This window comes from Micromonospora sp. CNZ296 (assembly GCF_007827635.1).
On the sequence record NZ_VISW01000004.1, the window covers coordinates 226754 to 250879 of the forward strand.

The following is a 24126-nucleotide window of genomic DNA, read 5'->3' on the forward strand; positions in this document are numbered from 1 at the left end:
AAGGGCCCCCTCTTAACGCCTGCGGTAGAGGAAGGGCCCCTTCTTAACGCGCGCCTCGCGGTGCCACACTCGCCGGCATGGCATCGACGCTGACCCGGCGTACCCTGCTCGGCGCCGCCGCCGGCGTGGCCGGCGCCGCGGTGGTCGGCGGCCTCGCCGCCCGGCAGCTCTCCGGCCCTCGCCCGGGACCGGCACCGGCCCTGCCGGACGCGCCGGCCGGCGACGAACGGCTCATCCGCATCGCGTCCGGCGCGCGCGGCCGCGAGGTGGACTTCTGGACGGCCGTGCCCGAGGGGTACGGCGACGGCCGCGGCCTGCCCGTCTGCCTGGTGCTGCACGGCGCATCGGCCACCCCGCGCGACTACGGCCGGTTCGGGCTGGCCCGCTTCCTCACCGACGCGGTACGCCGCGGCGCCCCGCCGTTCGCGCTCGCCGGCGCCACCGGCGGGCGGCTGTCCTGGCGCGCCGCCGGTGACGACGACCCGCAGCGGATGGTGCGCGAGGAGGTGCCCACCTGGTGCGCCCGGCGCGGGTTCGACAGCAGCCGGCTGGCCGTGTGGGGCTGGTCGATGGGCGGCTTCGGCGCGTTGCTGCTCGCCGAGACGTACCCGAAGTGGCTGCGGATGACCGCGGCCTTCTCCCCCGCGGTCAGCGCCGGCGACGCGGTCTTCACCGGCGTGGAGAGGCTGCGCGGCACCCCGGTCGGGCTCTGGTGCGGGCGGCAGGACAATTTTCTGAAGGACGTGCGCGCGCTGGCCCGGGCGCTGCCCGAGGAGCCGGTACGCGCCGCCTGGGCCGACGGGCGGCACAACTTCGGCTACTGGGGCACAGTCATCCCGGACGCGTTCGCGCTGATCGGCGCCGCGCTCGACCCGCCCCGGACGTGAACCGGCACCGCACGTGAACCGCCCCCGGCCGCGCGGGCCGGGGGCGGAACGGGCCGGTCAGTACGAGTAGAAGCCCTGGCCGGTCTTGCGGCCCAGGTCGCCGGCGGTCGCCATGCGCTGGAGCAGCTCCGGCGGGAAGAACTTCTCGTCGGCGGTGTCGGTGTAGATGTTGCGGGTGGCGTTGAGCAGCACGTCCACGCCGGTCAGGTCGACCGTCGCGAGCGGGCCCATGGCGTGACCGAAGCCCAGCTTGCAGGCGGTGTCCAGGTCCTCCGCGGAGATCACGCCGGACTCGACGAGCTTGACCGCCTCCATCGCCAGCGCGCAGATCAGCCGGGTGGTGACGAAACCGGCGATGTCCCGGTTGACCACCACGACGGTCTTGCCGATCTCCTCGGCGAACGACTTGACCGTCTCCATGGTCGCGTCGCTGGTCTTGTAGCCGCGTACCAGCTCGCAGAGCTTCATCATCGGCACCGGCGAGAAGAAGTGCGTGCCGACGACCGACTCCGGGCGCTCGGTGGCGGTGGCGATCTGGGTCACCGGGATGGCCGACGTGTTGGTGGCGAGCACCGCGTCCGCCTTGCAGATCTTGTCGAGCGCGCGGAACACCTCGTGCTTGATCTCGATCTTCTCGAAGACCGCCTCGACCACGATGTCCGCGTCGGCGGCGGCCTCCAGGTCGGTGGTCGGGGTGATCCGGCCCAGCGTCGCCTCGACGTCGGACGCCTCGATCTTGCCCTTCTCGGCGAACTTCGTCAGCGACTTCCGGATGCCGTCCACACCGCGCTTCGTGGCCGCGTCGTCGATGTCGCGCAGCGTCACCTGCCAGCCCGCCTGCGCCGCCACCTGGGCGATGCCCGAGCCCATCAGCCCGGCACCGACGACCGCGAGTCGACCCGCCATCTGCTTCTCCCTCGCCGTGTTCTGCAACGTCTGGGAGAACCCTACTTAACGAGGGATAAGCCCCGGCCGTCAGATGGCCAGGTCCGGCTCCTCCGGCGCGGTGCCGCGCTCCACCTCGACGCCGAGCGCCCGCAGGTCGGCCACGAAGTCCGGATAGCCCCTGTCGACGTGGTGCACGTGCGAGACCTCGGTGAGGCCGTCGGCGCAGAGCCCGGCGATGATCAGGCCGGCACCGGCCCGGATGTCGGTGGCGCGTACCGGGGCGCCGGACAGCCGCTCCCGGCCGCACACCAGGGCGTGGTGACCGTCGGTACGGATCTCCGCGCCCAGCCGCATCATCTCGTTGGCGAACATGAACCGGCCGTCGAAGATGTTCTCGGTGATCAGCGAGCCGCCCTCGCTGACCGCCGCCAGCCCGATCGCCATCGGCAGCAGGTCGGTGGCGAAGCCCGGGTAGGGCAGCGTGACCACGTCGACCGCCCTCGGGCGGTCGTCCATGCGTACCCGGAAGGCGTCGCCTCGCGTCTCCACCAGGCCGCCGGCCGCGACCAGCTTGTCCAGCGCGACCTCCAGGTACGCCGGGTCCAGGCCGGTCACCGTCACGTCGCCGCGGGTCATCGCGGCGGCGAACGCCCACGTGCCGGCCACGATCCGGTCCCCCACCGTGGCGTGCCGGACCGGCCGCAGCTCGGGTACGCCGACGATGTGCAGCGTCGACGTGCCGGCCCCCTCGATCCGGGCGCCCATCCGGTTCAGCATCGTGCAGATGTCGACGATCTCCGGCTCCCGGGCCGCGTTGTCGATCGTCGTCGCGCCCCGGGCCAGCACCGCCGCCATGACCAGGTTCTCGGTCGCGCCCACGCTCGGGAAGTCCAGCACGATGTCGGCGCCGTGCAGCCCGCCCGGCGCCTCGGCGATGACGAAGCCGTGCTCACCGGAGATCTCCGCGCCCATCCGGGCCAGCCCGGCGATGTGCATGTCCAGACCGCGCGAGCCGATGGCGTCGCCGCCCGGGTGGGCCACCCGGACGTACCCCCGGCGGGCCAGCAGCGGGCCGAGTACGCAGATCGACGCGCGCAGCCGCCGCACCAGGTCGTAGTCGGCCTCCGCGCCCGGCCGTTCCGGCACGTCGATGAGCACCGAGCGGGACCGCTCCACACCGCCGTGCGCCACCATCGGGTCGACCGGGTCGTCCGGCCCGAAACGTACGCCGCAACCGAGCCGCCGCAGCACCTCGCCCATGATCGCGATGTCGGTGATCCGGGGCACGTTGGTGATCAGGCTGCGGCCGGGCGCGAGCAGCGCGGCGGCCATCAGCTTCAGCGCGGAGTTCTTCGCACCCACCACGTGCACGGTGCCGGCGAGCCGGGCGTCACCGCGTACCCGGATGACGTCGACGTCGTTGACCGCCGGATCTCCCGCGTCCCCTGGCCCCACCGGGCTCGGCCGGGCCGGGATGGTCAGGTCCGGTATCCGTAGGCTGTGCGTCATGGCCGTCCACCTCACGCGCATCTACACCAAGGCCGGCGACGCCGGCATGACCAGGCTGAGCAACAACGAGCAGGTGCCGAAGACCGATCCGCGCATCGCCGCGTACGCGGACGTGGACGAGTGCAACGCCTCGATCGGCGTCGCGCTCGCCCTGGGGCAGCTCCCGGACGAGCTGCGGGCCGTGCTGGAATCCGTGCAGAACGACATGTTCGACGTCGGCGCGGACCTGGCGACGCCTGTCGAACCGGACCCGAAGTACCCGCCGCTGCGGGTGACCGAGGAGTACGTCGAGCGCCTCGAGGGCTGGTGCGACGAGTACAACGCGCGCCTGAGCAAGCTCGACTCCTTCATCCTCCCCGGCGGCACCGCGGGCGCGGCACTGCTGCACGTGGCACGGACGACCGCCCGGCGCGCCGAGCGTGCGGCATGGGCGCTGGTCGCACACGACCCCGATCGGACCAGTCCCCTCCCGGCAAAGTATCTCAACCGGCTCTCCGATTTGCTCTTTATCCTGTCAAGAACGGCAAATCCGGACGGCGACGTGCTATGGGTGCCGGGCGGGAAGCGCTGACCATCGGCGGCCTCCATCACGTGGAGGTGTGGGTACCCGACCTGGCAGCGGCCAGTCGTTCCTGGGGCTGGCTTCTCGGCGAACTGGGCTGGACGCCGTACCAGGACTGGCCCGCCGGCCGCTCCTGGCGGCTCGGCGCCACGTACGTCGTGCTGGAGGCGTCACCGGCGCTCACCGGCCGCACCCACGACAGGCGTGCGCCCGGCCTGAACCACCTGGCCTTCCACGCCGGCCCGCCGGCCGCCGTCGAACGCCTGGTCGCTGCCGCCGGAGGGTACGGCTGGACGCTGCTGTTCCCGGACCGGCACCCACACGCGGGCGGCCCGGACAGCTACGCCGCCTACCTCACCGACGGGCAGGGGTACGAGGTCGAGTTGGTCGCGGAGACGTGAGAAGGCCGGCACCCCGTTGGTTCGGGGTGCCGGCCTTCAGCTTGGTCTCACTTGTTCTCTTAGCTGTTCCAGTGCTGGGCGACGAGGTCGGCGGCCTGCTGCTCCCACTGGGCGTAGTGGTCCGGGTAGGCCGACACCTGGACGGTCTGGGCGGCCTTGGTCAGCGGCATGTCCTGCCAGCCGTCGACCTGCTTCAGACCCTTCAGGAACGCCGTCGTGGAGTACTCCGGGTCGGTGATCTGCTCCACGGTGCCCCAACCACTGGAGGGGCGCTGCTGGAACAGGCCCTGCGAGTCGTGGTCGTTACGGTCACCGAGGTGGCCGAGGTTCTCCAGCTTCGACTCCTGCAACGCCGTGGCGATCGACACGACCGCGGCGCGCTCGTCCATACCGGCCTTCTTGGTGGCGGCGATGATGGCCTTGACGTTGGCGGTCTGCTCGTCGTTCAGGTCGATACGCGACTGGTTGCCCTGCACGCCGTGCGGGATCAGCTTGTCACCCTGCACGCTCACACTGACCGGCTTCGCCACGTGCGGGGTCTCCGCCGCGTGAGCGGCCACCGGACCGGCGAACACGCCACCGGTGAAAGCCAGACCAGCAACACCCAGAATGCTCTTAGCCAGGATCGTGTTCATGGGGGGCTCCATTCGGGGGATCGACGCCCACACCGACAGGGGGGCCGGCGCGGGTGCGAGCACCGTCAGGCGCTCAAGAAAGTCTTCGGGGGATCCGGCTGCTCGCGAGGGCAGGGGGGCCTCGTCGCGGCGCCGGAAGCATGTTCAACGACCCGCCACCCGCCACCATTCCCCGGGGGCGCGCCACACGCCACCGGAGAGCAGGCGCGGGGGTTCACGTCGTCGGAACCGTGTTCAACGACCAGCCGGCCAGGATGATTCCCGGGCCTGCGGATGCCGCCCCGCTCGCGGGGCGCGCCGCCGACGCTCGGTCGTTCACCCGGTTACAACGCCACCCACCCGCCAGCGATTCCACCCTCAGAGTGCCACCCACCACCCCCGAACCGGACACCCTCGCCCACACCGGCACGGGTCGCACCACAGGCACCCGCCCCCGCGCCGTCGATCATGAAGTTGACGCCGACAAACCGGACACCAAACACCGCCAACTTCATGATCGACCCCGAGCCAGGCAGGGCTGACCCGGGCGGGCTGACCCAGGCAGGGCTGACCCGGGGCGGGTTGGCCCGAGCGGGGCTGGCCCGAGCGGGGCTGGCTGGGTGCGGAGCGCGACGCCAACCGGGGTCGCCCGCACGACCACCCGCGCGATCTTGCAGTTCGAGCCCTCTGGGCGTCTCATTTGCGAGGTTTGCCGGGCACCAAAGTGCAAGATCGCGGGAGGCGCCGGGAAGAGTGCGGCGATCTTGGAGTTGTGGCACCTCACTAACGGCGCGAACCGGGCATTTCCTGGCGCCACAACTCCAAGATCGGCGTCAGCGGCGGTGCCCCGGCACGACCCCCGTGACCCGTTGACGGGGTGTTGGGGTGAGGGTCAGGCGGCGGGCCAGTCCTGGGAGGCCAGACGCGGCGAGGCCGCCCCGGGTGGGGCGGCCTCGAGCCAGGACAGGAATCCGGTGACCGTGGATCGCGCCATGGCGATCTCGATCGGCGCGTGGTGGCTGGTACAGCGCAGGATCACCCACTCGGCGGGCATCGACATGCGCTCCTGCCCCTCGGGCAGCCGACGACGCTCGACCGCCAGCCCCTTGCGGGAGAGCACCCGCTTGGGGCGCAGCGCGAAGCTGAACATGCGGTACCAGCGGAGTTCGTCGCCCACGAAGCGACCGAACCCGGGTGACCAGCCACGACCGTCGAGGATCGTGTTGACCCGGACGCTCAGCCGGATGATGCCACCGCTACGCGTGAACAGGGCCCGCCGGATGAAGAGGATCAGAAGCGCGACGACGACGATCGCGAAGCCGATTCCGATCCCTTCGACGATCTCCATCGGCGGGTCGGCTCAGCGGGCCGGGGTGGCGGGGGTTGCGCTCTCGGCGAGGACTGTGACGCCCTCACCGGTCACCGACAGGAAGCCGCCGGCCACGTCGTACGCGACCTGCTGGCCACCGGCCTGCTTGATGCGTACCTGGCTGGGTTCGGCGAGCTGGCCGAGCAGCGGTGCGTGCCCAGGCAGCACACCGAGCTCACCCTCGGTCGTCCGGGCGACGACCATCTCGGCCTCGCCGGTCCAGACCTTCTCCTCGACGGCTACGAGCTCGACGTGAAGCTGCTGTGCCACGCTGTCTCCTTGCTGCGGCGGCGGATTGCCGAAAGTCTAGTCGCGACCCCGCAGCCCACCCAACGCGGGTGGTGAGAGCCGGACCACCACGGTCCCGCACCCGCTCAGGCTACTTGGTCTTCTGCTTGAAGTCGGGGTGCTCCAGCAGGAATGCGTCGAGCTGTTCGGTACGCAGGGCGGTGAAGAAGTCCTCCGCCGGTTCGAGCAGTTGCTCACCCCGGTAGTTGCTGCCGGTACCGATCGGGCCGCCCGGCAGCTTGATCGTCTCGATCGCCTCGGGCCGGATGTCCTTCAGGGCCAGCCCGAAGTCGACCACGCTGTTGCCGCGGCCGTTGAACACCAGCGATTTCCCGGCCGCGCGCAGCACCCGGTCCAGCTTGACCGGGTTGGCCACCACGTCGGCGCTGAACGCCTGGCTCACCATCGCCTTGACGAACTGCTGCTGGTGCCGCTGCCGGCCGTAGTCGGCGTCCGGCACGCCGTTCTTCGGGTAGCGCTGCCGGACGTAGTCCAGCGCCTGCCATCCCTTGAGGTGGGCGTTGCCCTTCTTGTACACGGCCTGCGGCCCGAGGTAGCCACCACCGCCGGGCTTGAGCTGGCGCGGCGTGCCGTCCGGCTGGAGGTGCTCCGAGCGCACCTCCCGCTCGATGTACATGTCGACGCCGCCCATGGCGTCGACGATCTTCTTGAAACCGCTGAAGTTGATGATCGCACCGGCGTCGAAGCGCTTGATGCCGGTGACCTCCTGCACGGTGTTGGCGAGCAGCTCGAAGCCCTGCGGGGTGCTGGGGTTCTGCCCCGGCACGTTGCTGCCGTGCGACATGGCCGCGTTGAGCCGGTCGTTGGCGCCCGAGTAGTCGGCCTTGGGGAACTCCGGGATGTCCACCCGCAGGTCACGCGGCAGCGAGAAGAGGTAGCCGCGGTCCATGGTGGCGGGCACGTGCAGGACCATGATCGAGTCGGCGAGCGGGCGGGCGGTCGCGGTCCGGGGGTCCACGCCGACGAGCAGGATGTTGAGCGGGCCCTTGATGTCGCTCTTCTTCTCGTTGGCGCCGGCGGCCTGGTCACCGAAGAGGTCGGCCTTGCCCACCGATCCCTCGTAGCGGGCGACGAGGGCGCGCGAGCCGATCAGCACGGAGCCGCTGAGCACCACCATGACGATGCCCAGGATCGTGCAGACGCGGGCCCACCGGGGCACGCCGCGCCACATGGACCGCTTCCCGCGATCCGCGCCGCCCTTACCGCCCACGAGCATCTCCAATCGTCGCGCCCACGGGTAGGAAGACGGGCGCGGGGGTCCGTTTGGTTGCAGAGATCAACGGCCGGATGTGAAGTCGTGTCAGGAACGGTACCGCGCGATCCGGCGAACTGCTTGCCGGAGAACCGGGCATCTGGTAGTGCAGTGCCCGGAAAAGGCGAAGGCCGCCCCGGCTTTCGCCGGGACGGCCCTCGTGGGTGTGAGCGGGCTCTCAGCCCTCCTCGCCCATCAGCTCCTTGGCCTTGGCCCGCAGGTCGTCCAGGCCGCCGCACATGAAGAACGCCTGCTCCGGGAAGTGGTCGAACTCCCCCTCGCTGATCCGGCGGAAGGCGTCGATGGTCTCGGCGATCGGGACCGTCGAGCCGGGCACGCCGGTGAACTGCTCCGCCGCGTACGTGTTCTGCGAGAGGAACCGCTCGATCCGGCGGGCGCGGCCGACGGTGAGCTTGTCCTCCTCGGAGAGCTCCTCGATACCGAGGATGGCGATGATGTCCTGCAGGTCCTTGTAGCGCTGCAGGATCCGCTTCACCTCGGTGGCGACGGCGAAGTGCTCCTCGCCGACGAACTCCGGGGCGAGGATCCGGGACGAGGACGCCAGCGGGTCCACGGCCGGGTAGATGCCCTTGTCGGAGATCGACCGCTCCAGGTTGGTGGTCGCGTCGAGGTGGGCGAACGTGGTGGCCGGCGCCGGGTCGGTGTAGTCGTCGGCGGGCACGTAGATCGCCTGCATCGAGGTGATGGCCTGGCCCCGGACGGAGGTGATCCGCTCCTGGAGCTCGCCCATCTCGTCGGCCAGGGTCGGCTGGTAACCCACGGCGCTCGGCATGCGGCCGAGCAGCGTGGAGACCTCGGAACCGGCCTGGGTGAAGCGGAAGATGTTGTCGATGAAGAGCAGCACCTCCTGCTTCTTCACGTCACGGAAGTACTCCGCCATGGTCAGCGCGGACAGCGCGACCCGCAGGCGGGTGCCCGGCGGCTCGTCCATCTGGCCGTAGACCAGCGCGGTCTTGTCGATGACGCCCGACTCGGTCATCTCGGCGATGAGGTCGTTGCCCTCGCGGGTGCGCTCACCCACGCCGGCGAAGACCGAGGTACCACCGAAGTTGCGGGCGACACGGGTGATCATCTCCTGGATGAGCACCGTCTTGCCCACGCCCGCGCCGCCGAACAGGCCGATCTTGCCGCCCTTGACGTACGGGGCGAGCAGGTCGATGACCTTGATGCCGGTCTCCAGCATCTCGGTCTTCGGCTCCAGGTCGGCGAAGGCCGGGGCCTTGCGGTGGATGCCCCACCGGTCGTCGGCCTGGATGGTCTCGCCCTCGGTGAGGTTGAGGCACTCGCCGATCGCGTTGAACACGTGGCCCTTGACCGCGTCGCCCACCGGCACGCTGATCGGCGCGCCGGTGTCGCGCACCTCGGTGCCGCGGACCAGGCCGTCGGTCGGCTGCATCGAGATGGCGCGGATCAGGTTGTCACCCAGGTGCTGGGCGACCTCCAGGGTCAGCGTCTTCTCACCGCCGGAGAGGGTCACGTCGACGTGCAGGGCGTTGAACAGCCCCGGCATGGCGTCGCGCGGGAACTCGGCGTCGACGACCGGGCCGATGACCCGGACCACGCGACCCGTGGCCGTCTTGGTCTCAACTGCGGATACAGTCATCACACTTCACTTCCCGACGCGGCCAGCGCGTTCGCGCCGCCGACGATCTCACTGATCTCCTGGGTGATGCCGGCCTGACGAGCCGAGTTCATCTCACGCGTGTACTTCTCGATCATCTCTTCGGCGTTGTCGGTGGCGCTCTTCATCGCCCGCCGACGGGCGGCCGACTCACTGGCCGCCGACTCCAGCAACGCCGCGAAGATCCGCGTGTTGATGTACTTCGGCAGCAGGGCGTCGAGCAGCGACTCCGGCTCCGGCTCGAACTCGTACGCCGGCAGCAGGCCCTCGGACCGGGGCCGGTCCTCGACCTGCATCGGACCGACGATCCGGGTCACCGGGTTCTGTGTCATCAGGGACTTGAACTCGGTGTAGACGATGTGCAGCTCGTCCACGCCGAGGATCCCGTCGGCGCCGGCCTCGTTGTCGGTGTCGTCCGCGCCGGCGGTGAACGCCTTGATCAGCGTCTCACCGACCTCGCGGGCGTCCTCGAACGACGGCTGCTCGGAGAAACCCGTCCAGCTGGCGGCGATCTGCCGGTTGCGGAACCGGTAGAACGCCACGCCCTTGCGGCCGATGACGTAGAGCACGGGCTCCTTGCCGTCGGCACGCAGGCGGGCGATCAGCGACTCGGCGGTCCGGATCGCGTTCGAGCTGTAGCCACCGGCCAGGCCCCGGTCGGCGGTGACCAGCAGGACGCCCGCCCGCCGCACCCGCTCGCGCGGGGTGAGCAGCGGGTGGTCGATCCGCGCGTTCGAGGCCAGCGCCGTCAGCACGCCGGTGATCGCCTCGGCGTACGGCAGCGAGGCCGCCACCTTGGCCTGGGCCTTGGCGATGCGGCTCGTCGCGACGAGCTCCATCGCCTTGGTGATCTTCTTCATCCCCTTGGCGGAACGGATCCGCTGCCGGAGAACGCGTACCTGGGCGGCCATCGGATCAGCTCTCGGCCGGGCGGTCGGTGGTGCCGTCGCGGAAGCGGGTCACCGTCTCGCGGGTCTCCTCGCCCTCCAGCGGCTTGGCCGGCGCGTCGTTGACCCGGACCTCGTCCTCCTTGCCCAGGAAGACCTGCTTGAACTCGCTGATCGCGGAGTCGAGCGAGGAGATGATCTCGTCGTCCCACTTGTTGTCGGCGATTCCGGCCAGGACGCCCTCGTGCTTGTGGCGGAGGTACTGGAGGAACTCGGACTCGAAGCGGCGGACCTCGCCGACCGGGACGTCGTCCAGCTTGCCCTCGGTGCCGGCCCAGACGGAGACGACCTGCTCCTGCACCGGGTACGGCGAGTAGTTCGGCTGCTTGAGCAGCTCGACCAGGCGGGAACCCCGGTCCAGCTGGGCGCGGGAGGCCCGGTCCAGGTCGGAGGCGAAGGCGGCGAACGCCTCCAGCTCGCGGTACTGGGCCAGGTTCAGCCGCAGCGAGCCGGCGACCTTCTTCATCGGCTTCACCTGCGCGGCGCCACCGACCCGGGAGACCGAGGTGCCGACGTTGATGGCCGGCCGGACGCCCTGGTTGAACAGGTCGGTCTCGAGGAAGATCTGGCCGTCGGTGATGGAGATGACGTTGGTCGGGATGAACGCCGAGATGTCGTTCGCCTTGGTCTCGATGATCGGCAGACCGGTCATCGAGCCGCCGCCCAGCTCGTCGGAGAGCTTGGCGCAGCGCTCCAGCAGACGCGAGTGCAGGTAGAAGACGTCACCCGGGTAGGCCTCGCGGCCCGGCGGGCGGCGCAGCAGCAGCGACACGGCGCGGTACGCCTCGGCCTGCTTGCTCAGGTCGTCGAAGACGATCAGGACGTGCTTGCCGCCGTACATCCAGTGCTGCCCGATGGACGAGCCGGTGTAGGGGGCGAGGTACTTGAAGCCGGCCGGGTCGGAGGCCGGGGAGGCGACGATGGTGGTGTACTCCATCGCGCCCGCCTCCTCCAGCGTCCCCTTGATGGAGGCGATGGTGGAGGCCTTCTGGCCGATCGCGACGTAGATGCAGCGGACCTGCCTCTTCGGGTCGCCGGAGCGCCAGTTCTCGCGCTGGTTGAGGATGGTGTCCAGGGCGACAGTGGTCTTGCCGGTCTTGCGGTCACCGATGATCAGCTGGCGCTGGCCACGGCCGATCGGGGTCATCGCGTCGACGGCCTTGATGCCCGTCTGCAGCGGCTCGTCGACCGACTTGCGGGACATCACGTTCGGGGCCTGGAGCTCCAGCTCGCGGAAGCCCTCGTTGGCGATGTCGCCGAGGCCGTCGATCGGCTCGCCGAGCGCGTTCACCACGCGGCCGAGGAACGCGTCGCCGACGGGCACGGAGAGCACCCGGCCGGTGCGCTTGACGCGCTGACCCTCTTCGATCCCGCCGAAGTCACCGAGGACGACGACACCGATCTCCCGGACGTCGAGGTTCAGCGCCACGCCGAGCGTGCCGTCCTCGAACTCCAGGAGCTCGTTGGTCATGGTCGAGGGGAGACCCTCGACGTGGGCGATGCCGTCACCGGCGTCGGCGACGGTGCCGACCTCCTCGCGGGAGACGTCGGCCGTGTAGGAGGAGACGTAGCGCTCCAGGGCGCCGCGGATCTCCTCCGTCGAGATGGTCAGCTCGGCCATCCTCTGCTTCCTTAAGTATCAGGGGCCCGGGATACCTAGTACCGACCGGTCCGATGGCGTCGAATCAGGGCTGCTAAGACGCTGGTCAGCGCTTCGCGAGCGCGTTGCGGGTCTCGTTGAGGCGGCGCAGGACGGTCCCGTCGTACAGGTCGGATCCGACCCGCACGCGCACTCCGCCGAGCACGTCGGGGTCGACCGTCTGCTTGACGGAGACCTCCCGACCGTACATCTGGGAGAGGCGGGCGCCGAGGCGTCGCTCCTCCTCGTCGTTCAGCGGAGCCGCCACGGTCACGTACGCGACCTGACGGTCCCGCCGGTCGGCGGCCAGCTCGACCAGCCGGGTGAGCGCACCGGTGAAGGAGCGTCCCCCGAAGCCGGCGAGCGCGGCCTCGACGAGGCGGACGGTGACCGGCCGGGCCTTGCCGGCCAGCAGCTGCTGGGCCAGTTCGGCCCGCCGCTGCACCGGGGCCATCGGGTCGGAGAGCGCGTTGGACAGCTCGCCGGAACCGGAGACGACCTTCCCGAAGCGGAACAGCTCGTCCTCGACCTCGCCCAGATCGCCGGCCGAGTCGGCGCTCGCGAGGAGCGCCTCCACGCCGATCCGCTCGACGCCGTCGAGCAGCTCCGACGGGGCCGACCAGCGACCGGAGACCAGCGTGGTGAGCAGGTCGAGCGCGTCCGCGCCGACCTTCCCGCCCAGGATCCCGGTGAGCAGAGCCGCGCGGTCCTCACCCGAGCGCGCCGGGTCGGCCAGCGCCCGGCGCAGCCGCGGCTCGCGCCGCAGCAGGTCGGCGACGGAGAGGATGTCGTCGGCGGTGGAGGCCACCGCCGACGGCTCCGCGCCGCGGGCGTACGCGTCGAGGCGCTCGGCCCCGGCGGAGTACGACTCCCGGCTGGCGGCCTGCATCAGCGGGCCCCCGTGCTCTCGAGACCGCTCAGGAACCGGTCGACGGTGCCCTTGCGACGCGCCTCGTCGGCCAGCGACTCACCGACGATCTTGCTGGCCAGGTCCACCGCGATGGTGCCGACCTCGGTGCGCAGCTCGCGCACGATGGTGGCCCGCTCCGCGGCGAGCTGCTCCTTGCCGGCGGCGATGATCCGGTCGGACTCCTCGCGCGCCTTGGCGAGGATGTCCTGGCGGATGCCCTCGGCGTCGGCCCGGGCGTCGTCCCGGATCTTGGCGGCGTCGGTACGCGCCTCCGCGAGCTGGGCCCGGTACTGCTCGAGCAGCTGGTTCGCCTCGGCCTGCGCGGCCTCGGCGCGCTTGATGCCGCCCTCGATCGCGTCGACCCGGGCCTGGAACGTCTGCTCCATGCGCGGGAAGACGAACTTCATCAGCACGAAGCAGAGCACGATGAAGGCGATCCCACCGACCACGATCTCCTGCCAGACAGGGATGATCGGGTTGTGGGTCGTCTCACCACCCTCAGCGGCGAGGAAGTACATCGGAAACCTCCCGGTCTCAGGGCCGAATTAGAGGTTGCCCTGCCAGATGAAGCCGAAGGCGATACCCAGCAGCGCGAGGGCCTCGATGACGGCGAAGCCGATCCAGACGTACGGCAGGGTCATCCGGGACGACTCCGGCTGGCGGGCGGTCGACTGGATGTAGGCCGAGAAGACCAGGCCCACGCCGATGCCCGGGCCGATGGCCGCGAGACCGTAGCCGATGGCGGCGGTGCTGCCCTCTACCGCGGCGTAGATGTCCATTGGTTGGTTCCTCCTGGTTATCACGCGTGACGGTCACGCGGGACGACAACGGTTGGTGCGAAAGATCGGATCAGTGCTCGTCGGCGAGGGCGCCCTGCACGTAGCTGGCGGTCAGCACCGTGAAGACGTACGCCTGCAGACAGATCACCAGGAACTCGAGGAAGGTCAGCGCCACAGTCATCGTCCACGACAGCACCGAGACCGGTGCCAGCCAGGCGTTGGCGCTGATCATGGCGAACCCGCCGAGCGTGAAGACCAGCAGGAGCATGTGGCCGGCGAACATGTTCGCGAAGAGACGGACGGCCAGCGAGAACGGCCGGACGATGAAGGTCGAGAACAGCTCGATCGGGATCAGCAGCGGCAGGATGAACCAGGGCGCCGGCGGGACCAGAGCGTTCTTGAAGTACTTCACGAAGCCGTGGTGCCGGATGCCGACGTAGTTGAACATCACGTAGCTGATCACGGCGAGGAAGGCCGGGAAGGCGATGTGCGAGTTCGGCGAGATCTGGAAGAACGGCACGATCGCGAAGAAGTTCGTCAGCAGGATGAAGCAGAAGAGCGTGGTGAAGTACGGCGCGAACCGCACTCCCGCGTGACCGATCATGTCCACGGCGATGTTGTTGCGCACGAAGCCGTAGATCGACTCGGCCAGCCACTGCTTCTTGGTGGGGACCAGCTGCGGCTTCCGGTACGTGGCCAGGAAGAAGATGATCAGCACGCCGACGGCGATCCACACCATCGCCGTGATCTTGGTGAACCAGTACGAGTTCTCCGCACCCCAGGGCAGGATGCTGGGCAGGTAGAAGTCCCCCACGCTCGGTGGGAATTCCGCCTGGCCCTGAGCCAGGACGTTCGCCTGTCCGAACACCGCGTCCCTTCCTAAGTAGGCGTGCCAAGTCGGCGGACGACCAGGATGATCCCCCCGGCCATGCCGAGCACGACCCCGATACCGGTGGCGATGCCGCCGGTGTCGAGCCAACGGTCGACCAGCCAGCCGATGAAACCCCAGACGAGCATGCCCCCGATGAGGTATGAGAGCGCGGTCCAACCCTGACCGGCACCGGACGGAACGTCGCCCGAGCCGCCAGTGTTGGGGGGTTTCTGGTCACCGGCCATGACGGGGCGAACGATATCAGTCGAGCAGAAGAGGTTGTGCCTCACCCCCCGCACAACCTGGTTGTGTGGGACACGGGCGGGCGAAGTCGTCTGGAGGAACGGTACTCCTCCCCCGCCACTGAGAGAATGACCGATCGCGGACAGAACCACGCGTCGCCCGAAGGGTGGGACGGCTCAGCGCAGCATCCGTCGGGCATGGACGGTCGTGAGCCACCAGACGTGCACGCCGGTCCAGACCACCACGCCCGCGGCGATGCCGAAACAGAACGGGATCAGTCCCGGCCAGCCGGTCGAGGCCACCAGCACCATCACCCCGCCGAGCGCGGTGATCTTGGCGACGTAGAGGCCCAGCCCGAACGGCAGCACGAGCTGCGGATCCTTCGAGTCCGCCCAGGCAAGCACCACTGTGGTGAGCGTGTAGCTCGCAGCCGTGACGGCCACCCCGGCCGCCGCGCCGAGCGCGCCGTCCGCGCCGCGCCACACCCCGCCGACCACCGCGGCGACAGCGGCCAGCACCGCCACCGCGGCCAGCAGCACCGGCAGATGGCGCAGTCGCCAGCCGCGGTCCGCCGTCGCCTCCGCCGCGCGCGTCCCGGGCTCAGCCACGGGGGTACGCCGGGAACTCGGTGACCAGCTCGGTCACGTCGGCGGCGATCCGGGTCAGCTCGTCGCCGCCCCCGGGGGACTCCGGATCGGTCCGCACCGCCCGACCGATCAACGTGGCGATCCGGCGCATCTCCCCTTCCCGCATGCCCTGGGTGGTGACGCTCGGCGAGCCCACCCGGATGCCGGAGGCCACCGCCGGCGGCTGCGGGTCGTACGGGACGGCGTTCTTGTTCAGCGTGATGCCGGCGGCGTCGCAGCGGGCCTCGGCCTGGGCGCCGGTCACACCGGTCTCGCGCAGGTCGAGCAGGGCCAGGTGGGTGTCGGTGCCGCCGGAGACCGCCGGCAGTCCCTCCGCGGCCAGCCCGTCGGCGAGCGCGCGGGCGTTGGTGACCACCTGGGCGGCGTACGTGCGGAACTCGGGCTGCGCGGCCTCGCGCAGCGCGACCGCCTTGGCGGCGACGGCGTGCATCAGCGGGCCGCCCTGGGTGAACGGGAAGACCGCCTTGTCGATCCGGGCCGCCAGCGGCTCCCGGCAGAGGATCATGCCGCCGCGCGGGCCGCGCAGCACCTTGTGGGTGGTCGCGGTGACCACGTCGGCGTACGGCACGGGCGACGGGATCGCGCCGCCGGCCACCAGGCCGATGAAGTGCGCGGCGTCCACCATCAGGTACGCGTCGACCTCGTCGGCGATCTCCCGGAAGCGGGCGAAGTCGATCAGCCGCGGGTACGCCGTCGCGCCGCAGATGATCATCTTCGGCCGGTGCGCGCGGGCCAGGTCGCGTACCTCGTCGTAGTCGATCGTCCCGGTGTCCCGCCGGACGGTGTAGCCGACCGGGTGGAACCACTTGCCGGAGAAGTTCACCCGGCTGCCGTGGGTCAGGTGCCCGCCGTGCGGCAGGTCCATCGCCAGCACCGTGTCACCCGGCTGCACCAGGGCGGCGTACGCGGCCAGGTTGGCGCTCGCCCCGGAGTGCGGCTGGACGTTCGCGTGCTCGGCGCCGAACAGCTCCTTCGCCCGGGAGATCGCCAGTTCCTCGGCCCGGTCCACCTCGGCGCAGCCGCCGTAGTAGCGCCGCCCCGGGTAGCCCTCGGCGTACTTGTTGGTGAGCGTGGAGCCCAGCGCGGCCAGCACCGCGGGCGAGGTGAGGTTCTCGCTGGCGATCAGTTGCAGGCCGCCGCGCAGCCGGTCCAGCTCACCCAGCACCACCTCGGCGATCTCCGGGTCGACGGTACTGAGCTGCTGAAAGTCCGGCCCCCAGAAGGTGTCCCTCGCGTTCTCCACAGCGAAGGAGTCTACGGAGCCGCACACTGGATGCCGTGCGATGCCTCGTCACCGGTGCGACCGGCTACATCGGCGGACGCCTCGCGCCCCGGCTGCTGGCCGAGGGGCACACCGTACGCTGCCTGGCCCGCACCGCCGGACGGCTGCGGGACGTGCCGTGGGCGGCCGAGGCGGAGGTCGTCGAGGGCGACCTCCGCCGGCCGGAGACGCTGCCGGCCGTGTTCGCAGGCGTGGAGGTGGCGTACTACCTGGTCCACTCGCTGGGCCAGCGTGGTTTCGAGGCGGCCGACCGGGAGGCGGCGACGAACTTCGCCGAGGCGGCGCGCGCCGCGGGCGTACGCCGGATCGTGTATCTCGGCGGGCCGGAGCCGGCGGAGCGCGACGGCCTGCCCTCGGCGCACCTGCGCTCCCGGGCGGAGGTCGCGCGGATCCTGCTGGACAGCGGCGTGCCCACTGCGGTGCTGCGCGCCGCCGTGATCATCGGATCCGGTTCGGCCTCGTTCGAGATGCTGCGCCACCTGACCGAGCGGCTCCCGGCGATGGTCACCCCGCGCTGGGTGCGCAACCGGATCCAGCCGATCGCGGTCCGGGACGTGCTGCGCTACCTGGCCGGCTGCGCGCACCTGCCGGCCGACGTCAACCGGGCCTTCGACATCGGCGGCCCGGACGTGCTGACGTTCTCCGAGATGATGCAGCGGTACGCCCGGGTGGCCGGGCTGCGGCGCCGGGTCATCCTGCCGGTACGCCCGCTCACCCCGTCGCTCTCCTCGCACTGGGTCGGCCTGATCACGCCGGTGCCGAACGCGATCGCCCGGCCGCTCGTGGAGAGCCTGGTGCACGAGGCGGTGGCGCACGAGCACGACATCGCCCGGTACGTGCCGGACCCGCCGGACGGGCTGATCGGCTTCGACCAGGCGGTCGCGCTGGCGCTGACCAAGGTGCGGGACGCGGAGGTGGAGACGCGCTGGTCGAACGCGAGCGGGCCGGACGCGCCCGCCGAGCCGCTGCCGTCGGATCCGCACTGGTCCGGCGGCACCGCGTACACCGATCTGCGGGAGCGGACGGTGGACGCGCCACCGGCGGCGTTGTGGCGGGTCATCGAGGGCGTCGGCGGCGAGAACGGCTGGTACTCGTTCCCGCTCGCCTGGTCGGTGCGCGGCTGGATGGACCGCCTGATCGGCGGCGTCGGGCTGCGCCGGGGACGGCGCGACCCGCACCGGCTCCAGGTCGGCGAGGCGCTGGACTTCTGGCGGGTCGAGGAGATCGTCCCGGGTGAGCTGCTGCGGCTGCGCGCCGAGATGCGGCTGCCCGGCCGCGCCTGGCTGGAGATGCGCGCCGAGCCGGACGGGGACGGCCGCAGCAGGTACGTGCAGCGGGCCGTGTTCCTCCCGCGCGGCCTGCCCGGCCACCTCTACTGGGCCTCGGTGGCCCCCTTCCACGCCGTCGTCTTCGGCGGCATGGCCCGCAACATCGCCCGGGGCGCCGAACACCCCGCCGGTTAGGACGGAGAGCCGTTCTTCAGTGCGGGGCCGAGGAGCAGCCCTCCGTCGATGACGTACTCGGCGCCGGTGATGAAGGCCGCGTCCGGCGACGTGAGGAACAACAGCAGCGCGGTGATGTCGGCGGGCTGCCCGAGTCGCGGGACGGCGAACGGCTCGGGCGAGTAGAAGTCGGCGATCGGGGCGTCGCTGCCGGCCGCCGGCTCGGTGATGAACGGGGTGGCGACCACGCCGGGGTGGATCGCGTTGACGCGGATGTTGTCGCGGCCCAGTTCGAGGGCGGCGGTCCGGGTGAGACCTCGAACCGCCCACTTGCCGGCGACGTAGGGCGCGTAGAGGGCGGTACCGCCGAGGCCCGTGGTGGAGCCGATGTTGACGATCGTTCCTCCCCCCGCGCGCCGCAGCGCCGGGGCGGCTGCCCTGATGCCGAGGAACGTGCCGGTGAGGTTGACGTCGAGGATGCGGGCCCACGTGGCCAGGTCGGTGGACTCGATGACGGCCGGCGGGTTCTGCACCCCGGCGTTGTTGACGAGGATCGTGAGCGCACCGAATGTCTTCTCGGTCTCCGCGACGGCGGCGGCCCACGACTCCTCCCGGGTGACGTCCAGGCGGACGGAGAGGGCCCGGTGTCCCAGCTCGGCGGCGAGGCCGGCGCCACGGTCGGCGTCGATGCCACCGATGACGACGTTGGCGCCTTCGGCGTGCAGGGCGCGGACGTGGCTGGCCCCCTGCCCGCCGCTGCCTCCGGTGACGAGAACTGTCTGATCGGCGAAACGGGACATCGGATCCTCCGGTACGTACGGGACGACCACCCGGGACAGGTGGTGAGTCGATCGACTCACCACTCGAAGCTACGCCCCCGCAGATGGTGAGTCAACCCACTCACCTCGCTATGATGGGCGCATGACCCCAGCGCCGTCGGCCTATCACCAGCGCGTGGCGGAGGAGAAGCGCGCGCTGATCCTGCAGGCCGCCACCGAGCTCTTCCTGGAGTCGGGCTACGACCGGGCGTCACTGGCGCGTATCGCCGAGAGTGCCGGCGTGTCGAAGGCGACGCTGTTCAAGCAGTTCCCGACGAAGGCGGCACTGTTCGATGCCATCGTCATCGACTCGTGGGCCCGCAACGACGTCGCCGACGTGCCGCCCGCCGGTGACCTGACGGCCGGCCTGACGGTTCTCGGGCGGCACTACGCGACGCTGTTGAGCCGGCCGGAGATGACCGATCTGTTCCGCATCGTGATCGCCGAACTGCCACGCTTTCCCGAACTGGCCCGAGCGCACTTCTCCCAGGGCAAACTGCCGTACTTCGAGTCCGTCCGGACCTACCTCGTGACCGAGCACGAGGCGGGAGCCGCGGACGTCGACGACCCGGAGATGGCCGCTACGCAGTTCCTCGGGATGATCTCCAATTACCTGTTCTGGCCGCGCCTGGTCCTCCCGGACTGGACGGTCACCCCTGACCGCACGACAGCGGTGGTGGACGAAGCCGTCCGGACCACTGTCGCGCGGTACGGCAGGTCGACGAGCTGACGGAAGTCTCTCAGTTGCCGGTGCGCGGGCTGGTGTGCTGGAAGGCCACCGCCTGGCCGGGCGGGACGAAGTCGCGTACCGGCTCGTCGCGCAGCGACCACGCGAGGATGCGGCCCACGGCGGCGATCTGCCGCTTCTGCACGCCGCCGCCGACCGCGTCCCGGGGGTCGTCCGGGTTCGCGGCGATCGTCGCCACCGACAGCTGCGGGGTGAACGCGACGACCGTCTCGGTGGCGTTCCGCTCCGAGCTGCCGGTCTTGCCCGCCACCGGCCGGCGCAGACCAGGGGCCAGTTCCTCGGCGGTGCCGCCGTCGCAGCGCCGGTACATCGACTGGTCGCCGACCGGGCAGCGACTGGCGTCGGCCGCCGCGCGGGCCACCTCGGTGTCGAGCACCTGCCGGCAGTCGGTGTTCCCGGCCGGCACCGTCTTGCCGCCCGGATCGGTGATCGAGGTGACCGGCGTGGGCCGGCACCAGGTGCCCTCGGCGGCCACCGCGGCGTACGCGCCGGCCAGGTCCAGCGGCGTGGTGGCAGAGACCCCGAGCGTGAACGGTCCCCAGCTCTTGGCGCCCTCGCGGGCTATCCGGGCGTCCGCCGGGGCACGGAAGACGATGCCCAGCCGCTGGGCCATCTCGACCACCCGGTCCGCGCCGACGCGCTCGGTCAGCCACGCGAAGTACGTGTTCACCGACCGGCCGAACGCGTCCCACATGTCCCGGTCGCCGTCCATCCAGTAGGTGTTGGCGTTCGCCGGGCACCACCGGCCGCCGCAGCTCGCCGGGCCCGCGCCGACCGGGTACTGCGTCACGTAGACGCGTGGCGCGTCGAACTCGGTGTCCAGCGGCAGCCCGGACTCCAGCGCGGCCAGCAGGGCGAACAGCTTGAACGTGGAGCCCGCCTGATAGCCGGTGATGCCACCACCACCGGCCACGAGCTGGTTGACCGTGTTCGGGTAGTTCTGCTGCCCGTCCGGGTTGGCGGTCGTGCCGTAGGTGCGGTTCACCGCCATGGCCAGCACCCGGCCGGTGCCCGGCTGCACCACGGCGGTCGGCGCCGCCCGCGCGATCGTCTCCGGGTAGATCTCCCGCACCTGCTCGCTCGCCTTGGCCTGCACGTCCGGGTCGAGCGAGGACACGATCTTCCAGCCGCCGCGGCGCAGCGTCCGCTGCCGCTCGTCGACGTTCTCGCCGAACGCCGGCTGGGCGTTCCACCACTGGGTGAACCAGTCGCAGAAGAAGCCCCAGTCGTTGTGGTCGGCGGGCACCGCGGCGCAGTCGTTCGGTGTGGTGTTGGGCTTGAGGGCCAGCTCCGTTGCCTTCGCCGCCTCGGCGTCGGCCGCGCTGACCCGGCCGGTCTCCACCATCCGGTCCAGCACGTACGCCCGCCGCTGCCGGGCCGCCTCGGCGTCGCCGTTGATCGGGTCGTCGGCCGGGGACCGGACCAGCCCGGCGAGCAGCGCGGCCTGGGCCAGCGTGAGCCGCTCCGGGGTGGTGGAGAAGTAGCGCTTGCTGGCGGCGGCGATGCCGTACGCCCCGGCGCCGAAGTACGCGATGTTCAGGTAGCGCCCGAGGATCTCGTCCTTGCCGATCTGCCGTTCCAGCGTCAGCGCGTACCGCATCTCGCGGATCTTGCGCCCGACGGTGATCTCGGTGGCGGCGGCGCGCTGCTCCTCGGTCAGCCGGGGGTCACCGGCGAGCGCGTTGCGCACGTACTGCATGGTCAGCGTGGAGGCGCCCTGGCGGGTGCCCTCGCGGCGGTTGGCCGTGAACGCCCGCGCCACGCCGCGCACGTCGACGCCGTGGTGCTCGTAGAAGCGCACGTCCTCGGCGGCCACGATGGCGTCGCGCATCACCGGCGCCACCTCGCCGACCGGCACGTCCACCCGGTCCTCGACGTAGAACGAGGTGATGAGCGTCCGCCCGTCGTTGGCGTACAGGTTGGACCGCTGCGCCGGCTGCGGCGTCTTGAGCGCCTCCGGCAGCACCGTGTACGGCATCAGGTTCTTCACGCCCAGCCCGAAGACCAGCGCGGCCGGCAGCGCGGCTGCGGCCAGGGCCAGTCCGGCGAGCACGCCGGCGAGCACAACGGTGAACAGCTTGTCGAGATAGGCCCGGTTCATCAGCTCTCCCCGCAGGAGCCGGCCGTACGGACCCGTTCAGAATGACCGGAATGGCCGCTTTCGCCGCCGTCTTCCGCGAAATGCGCAGGAAGTTCGCGAGGAAGGATGAACCGCGATCAGGGGAGCAGCACGGCAGCCAGCGGCTGCACCGTCTCCTCGATCTCGTCGGCGACCCGGCTGAAGCACTGGTCGCCCCGCCCCCACGGGTCGTCCAGGTCGTCGGTGGGCAGCGCGGAGGCGTTCTGCCGGGCCGCGTCGACGGCCGCGACGAGGGCGACGCCGCGCGCGTACACGGCGTCCGGCGTCGGCTCGGCCGGCGGCAGGGCGGACCGGTCCAGCGCGCCGAGCAGGCGGCCGAACTCCCCGAGCACGAACGTGCGCGCGGCGGCGTCCGGCCGCAGCGCCACCACGTACTCCTGCTGGTCGGCGGTGGCGGTGAGCACCAGGTCGGCGGCGTCGATCAGGTCGGAGCGCAGCCGCCGGGCGGCGAACCCGTCGGTGTCACCGCCGCGCGAGATCACCTGCCGGGCGGCGGGCGGGTTCATCTCCTCCCCCGCGTGCCAGCCGCCGGTGCCGGCGCTGTGGCTGTGCACGAGCGCGTCCGACCCGGCCGGATCGACGTCGAGGCGGGCCAGCCGCTCCCGGACCGCGAGCAGCAGCAGCCGCTCGGCCATCGGCGACCGGCAGATGTTGCCCATGCAGACGTGCAGGACGGTGAAGGGCGGCACTCAGACCCCCCGCTCGTCGAGGATGTCCGGCACGACCTCGCGCAGCTTCGCCAGCGTCACCGCGCCCTCGCGCAGCACCCGCGGCACGTCGCCGGTCAGGTCGACGATGGTGCTCGGCACCGGGTCCACCGCCGGCCCGGCCTCCAGGTACGCCCGGACGCCGTAGCCGAGCTGGTCACGAGCCTCCTCGGCGGTGAGCGCGGCGGGCTGGCCGATCTTGTTGGCCGACGCGACGGCCATCGGCCCGGTCTCCCGCAGCACCTCCAGCGCGACCGGGTGCAGGGGCATCCGCACCGCCACCGTGCCGCTGGAGTCGCCCAGGTCCCAGGCCAGGCTCGGCGAGTGCTCCACCACGATGGTCAACGCGCCGGGCCAGAACGCCTCGACCAGGTCGCGGGCCGCGCCGGGCAGCGAGAAGACCAGGCCGTCGAGCGTGTGCCGGGAACCGATGAGCACCGGGGGCGCCTGCCGGGCGCCACCCTTCGTGTCCGCCAGGGCCTTCACCGCGTACGGGGTGAAGGCGTCCGCCCCGATGCCGTAGACCGTGTCGGTCGGCAGGACGACGAGTTCCCCGTTCTTGACCGCCTCGATGGCAGCGGCGATGCCGCGGTCCCGGTCGGCGGGCGACCGACAGTCGTAGAGCATCACGAGGAGTCAGTCTGCCACGCCCGGGCGGGGTCGGCGTGGGTGCCGTCCGCCCGCCGGGACGCGCTCGCCCAGCGGGGCCGCCCGGCCAGGTCCCGGTGCTCCTCCACCCGGTCGTAGCGGCCGTCGCCGCGCAGCAGCGCGGGCACCGCCGCCGCGTGCGTGTCGTCGTGCTCGATGCCGATCGCCCCGCCCGGACGCAGCAACGCGGCGGCCCGGCCGACCACCGGACGGATCACGTCCAGCCCGTCCGCGCCGCCGAACACCGCCTCGTCCGGGTCGTGCCCGGCCACCTCCGGCGGCACCGCTACCGACCTCGGCACGTACGGCGGGTTGCACAGCAGCACGTCGACCCGTCCGGCCAGGTCGGCCAGCAGGTCCGGATCGGTCACGTCGGCGGCCACCACCTCGACCGGCCGGTCCCCGGCGGCGGCGCGCCCGGCCACATTGCGCCGCAGCCAGGCCAGCGCGGCCGGGGACCGCTCCACCGCCACCACCCGGGCCGCGGGCACCTCCTGCGCGACAGCGAGGGCGATCGCGCCGGAACCGCTGCACAGGTCGACCACGAGCGGCGCGGCGTGCTCCCGGGCACGCTCGATCCCCCACCCGGCCAGCAGCTCGGTCTCCGGCCGGGGCACGAAGACGCCCGGCCCGACGGCCAGCTCCAGGTGCCGGAAACCGGCCGAGCCGAGCAGGTGCTGCAACGGCTCGCGGGTCACCCGCCGCCCGACGAGCGCGTCCAACCGGTCGCGCTGCGCCGGGGTGAAGCCGTCGGCCAGCGCCAGCCGGCCACGCGGCACGTCCAGGACGTACGCGGCGAGCTGCTCGGCCTCGGCGCGGGGCGCCTCGACGCCCGCCGCGGCGAGCGCGCGCGCCACCCGGATGATCACCAG

Annotated in this window: 26 protein-coding genes; 5 read left to right on the forward strand and 21 right to left on the reverse strand. The window is 71.3% G+C overall.

The window, feature by feature from the left end:
- Positions 1-77 precede the first annotated feature (77 nt).
- Positions 78-887, forward strand: a complete 810-nt coding sequence (locus FB455_RS09075; protein ID WP_145752877.1) for an alpha/beta hydrolase — start codon at positions 78-80, stop codon at positions 885-887.
- 57 nt (positions 888-944) lie between these two features.
- On the opposite strand, the gene FB455_RS09080 is transcribed toward FB455_RS09075, so the two are convergent.
- Entirely contained in the window at positions 945-1793 is an 849-nt protein-coding gene (locus FB455_RS09080) for a 3-hydroxyacyl-CoA dehydrogenase family protein (RefSeq protein ID WP_013288245.1), read from the reverse strand.
- A gap of 69 nt (positions 1794-1862) precedes the next feature.
- On the reverse strand, positions 1863-3284 hold the full coding sequence (gene murA, locus FB455_RS09085) for a UDP-N-acetylglucosamine 1-carboxyvinyltransferase (protein WP_030271442.1): 1422 nt from the start codon (positions 3282-3284) through the stop codon (positions 1863-1865).
- On the opposite strand from murA, the gene FB455_RS09090 reads away from it, so the two are divergent.
- Together FB455_RS09090 and FB455_RS09095 are read left to right on the forward strand one after the other, a co-directional pair.
- Entirely contained in the window at positions 3283-3855 is a 573-nt protein-coding gene (locus FB455_RS09090; protein WP_047893386.1) for a cob(I)yrinic acid a,c-diamide adenosyltransferase, read from the forward strand. The two genes, murA and FB455_RS09090, sit on opposite strands and share 2 nt — an antisense overlap.
- Positions 3831-4247: a VOC family protein gene (locus tag FB455_RS09095; protein ID WP_145752879.1), complete on the forward strand. Its 417-nt coding sequence runs from the start codon at positions 3831-3833 to the stop codon at positions 4245-4247. The genes FB455_RS09090 and FB455_RS09095 overlap by 25 nt, the downstream gene beginning before the upstream one ends.
- Positions 4248-4306: 59 nt before the next feature.
- Here the strand turns inward: FB455_RS09095 and FB455_RS09100 are convergent, their stop codons facing one another.
- From FB455_RS09100 to FB455_RS09165, 14 genes are all read right to left on the reverse strand, one after another.
- Entirely contained in the window at positions 4307-4882 is a 576-nt protein-coding gene (locus tag FB455_RS09100) for a hypothetical protein (protein ID WP_145752881.1), read from the reverse strand.
- 871 nt (positions 4883-5753) lie between these two features.
- A complete protein-coding gene (locus tag FB455_RS09105) occupies positions 5754-6209 on the reverse strand; it encodes a DUF2550 domain-containing protein (protein WP_013475361.1) in 456 nt (151 codons plus the stop codon).
- Between the two features lie 12 nt (positions 6210-6221).
- Positions 6222-6500, reverse strand: coding sequence for a F0F1 ATP synthase subunit epsilon (locus FB455_RS09110; RefSeq protein WP_047893558.1), 279 nt, complete (start codon positions 6498-6500; stop codon positions 6222-6224).
- Positions 6501-6609: 109 nt separating this feature from the next.
- The gene (locus tag FB455_RS09115) at positions 6610-7755 is read right to left on the reverse strand and encodes an LCP family protein (RefSeq protein ID WP_041799109.1); all 1146 of its coding nucleotides are present in this window, start codon (positions 7753-7755) and stop codon (positions 6610-6612) included.
- A 214-nt stretch (positions 7756-7969) separates the two neighbouring features.
- Positions 7970-9415 (reverse strand): F0F1 ATP synthase subunit beta, encoded by a 1446-nt coding sequence (atpD, locus tag FB455_RS09120; RefSeq protein ID WP_013288253.1) that lies wholly within the window; start codon positions 9413-9415, stop codon positions 7970-7972.
- Positions 9415-10344, reverse strand: coding sequence for a F0F1 ATP synthase subunit gamma (locus FB455_RS09125; RefSeq protein WP_013288254.1), 930 nt, complete (start codon positions 10342-10344; stop codon positions 9415-9417). Before FB455_RS09125 ends, atpD begins: the two co-directional genes overlap by 1 nt.
- Before the next feature lie 4 nt (positions 10345-10348).
- The gene (atpA, locus tag FB455_RS09130; protein ID WP_145752883.1) at positions 10349-12001 is read right to left on the reverse strand and encodes a F0F1 ATP synthase subunit alpha; all 1653 of its coding nucleotides are present in this window, start codon (positions 11999-12001) and stop codon (positions 10349-10351) included.
- Between the two features lie 85 nt (positions 12002-12086).
- Entirely contained in the window at positions 12087-12908 is an 822-nt protein-coding gene (locus FB455_RS09135; protein ID WP_047893557.1) for a F0F1 ATP synthase subunit delta, read from the reverse strand.
- Positions 12908-13447 (reverse strand): F0F1 ATP synthase subunit B, encoded by a 540-nt coding sequence (locus FB455_RS09140; RefSeq protein WP_013288257.1) that lies wholly within the window; start codon positions 13445-13447, stop codon positions 12908-12910. Before FB455_RS09140 ends, FB455_RS09135 begins: the two co-directional genes overlap by 1 nt.
- Before the next feature lie 27 nt (positions 13448-13474).
- Positions 13475-13708, reverse strand: a complete 234-nt coding sequence (locus FB455_RS09145; RefSeq protein WP_013288258.1) for an ATP synthase F0 subunit C — start codon at positions 13706-13708, stop codon at positions 13475-13477.
- Between the two features lie 70 nt (positions 13709-13778).
- Complete coding sequence (atpB, locus tag FB455_RS09150) at positions 13779-14576, reverse strand: F0F1 ATP synthase subunit A (RefSeq protein WP_013288259.1); 798 nt, start codon at positions 14574-14576, stop codon at positions 13779-13781.
- Between the two features lie 11 nt (positions 14577-14587).
- On the reverse strand, positions 14588-14824 hold the full coding sequence (locus FB455_RS09155; RefSeq protein ID WP_013288260.1) for an AtpZ/AtpI family protein: 237 nt from the start codon (positions 14822-14824) through the stop codon (positions 14588-14590).
- A 174-nt stretch (positions 14825-14998) separates the two neighbouring features.
- On the reverse strand, positions 14999-15430 hold the full coding sequence (locus tag FB455_RS09160) for a Cg1360 family ATP-synthase-associated protein (RefSeq protein ID WP_013288261.1): 432 nt from the start codon (positions 15428-15430) through the stop codon (positions 14999-15001).
- Positions 15423-16712, reverse strand: a complete 1290-nt coding sequence (locus FB455_RS09165; RefSeq protein ID WP_030271779.1) for a serine hydroxymethyltransferase — start codon at positions 16710-16712, stop codon at positions 15423-15425. The genes FB455_RS09160 and FB455_RS09165 overlap by 8 nt, the downstream gene beginning before the upstream one ends.
- Positions 16713-16747: 35 nt before the next feature.
- Here FB455_RS09165 and FB455_RS09170 point away from each other — a divergent pair, with 35 nt between their 5' ends.
- Positions 16748-18214, forward strand: coding sequence for an SDR family oxidoreductase (locus tag FB455_RS09170; protein WP_013475359.1), 1467 nt, complete (start codon positions 16748-16750; stop codon positions 18212-18214).
- On the opposite strand, the gene FB455_RS09175 is transcribed toward FB455_RS09170, so the two are convergent.
- A complete protein-coding gene (locus FB455_RS09175; RefSeq protein ID WP_435820488.1) occupies positions 18211-19053 on the reverse strand; it encodes an SDR family NAD(P)-dependent oxidoreductase in 843 nt (280 codons plus the stop codon). The two genes, FB455_RS09170 and FB455_RS09175, sit on opposite strands and share 4 nt — an antisense overlap.
- A gap of 61 nt (positions 19054-19114) precedes the next feature.
- On the opposite strand from FB455_RS09175, the gene FB455_RS09180 reads away from it, so the two are divergent.
- Positions 19115-19741 (forward strand): TetR/AcrR family transcriptional regulator, encoded by a 627-nt coding sequence (locus FB455_RS09180; RefSeq protein ID WP_145752885.1) that lies wholly within the window; start codon positions 19115-19117, stop codon positions 19739-19741.
- 10 nt (positions 19742-19751) lie between these two features.
- Here FB455_RS09180 and FB455_RS09185 read toward each other — a convergent pair whose 3' ends face one another.
- The 4 genes from FB455_RS09185 to prmC form a co-directional block, all read right to left on the reverse strand.
- Complete coding sequence (locus FB455_RS09185) at positions 19752-21860, reverse strand: transglycosylase domain-containing protein (RefSeq protein ID WP_145752888.1); 2109 nt, start codon at positions 21858-21860, stop codon at positions 19752-19754.
- 116 nt (positions 21861-21976) lie between these two features.
- Positions 21977-22588 carry an arsenate reductase/protein-tyrosine-phosphatase family protein gene (locus tag FB455_RS09190; RefSeq protein WP_013475356.1) on the reverse strand — a complete coding sequence of 204 codons (612 nt, stop codon included), beginning with the start codon at positions 22586-22588 and terminating at the stop codon, positions 21977-21979.
- Positions 22589-23233 (reverse strand): L-threonylcarbamoyladenylate synthase, encoded by a 645-nt coding sequence (locus FB455_RS09195; RefSeq protein ID WP_013288268.1) that lies wholly within the window; start codon positions 23231-23233, stop codon positions 22589-22591.
- Positions 23233-24123: a peptide chain release factor N(5)-glutamine methyltransferase gene (gene prmC / locus FB455_RS09200; protein ID WP_013475355.1), complete on the reverse strand. Its 891-nt coding sequence runs from the start codon at positions 24121-24123 to the stop codon at positions 23233-23235. The genes FB455_RS09195 and prmC overlap by 1 nt, the downstream gene beginning before the upstream one ends.
- Between the last annotated feature and the right edge of the window lie 3 nt (positions 24124-24126).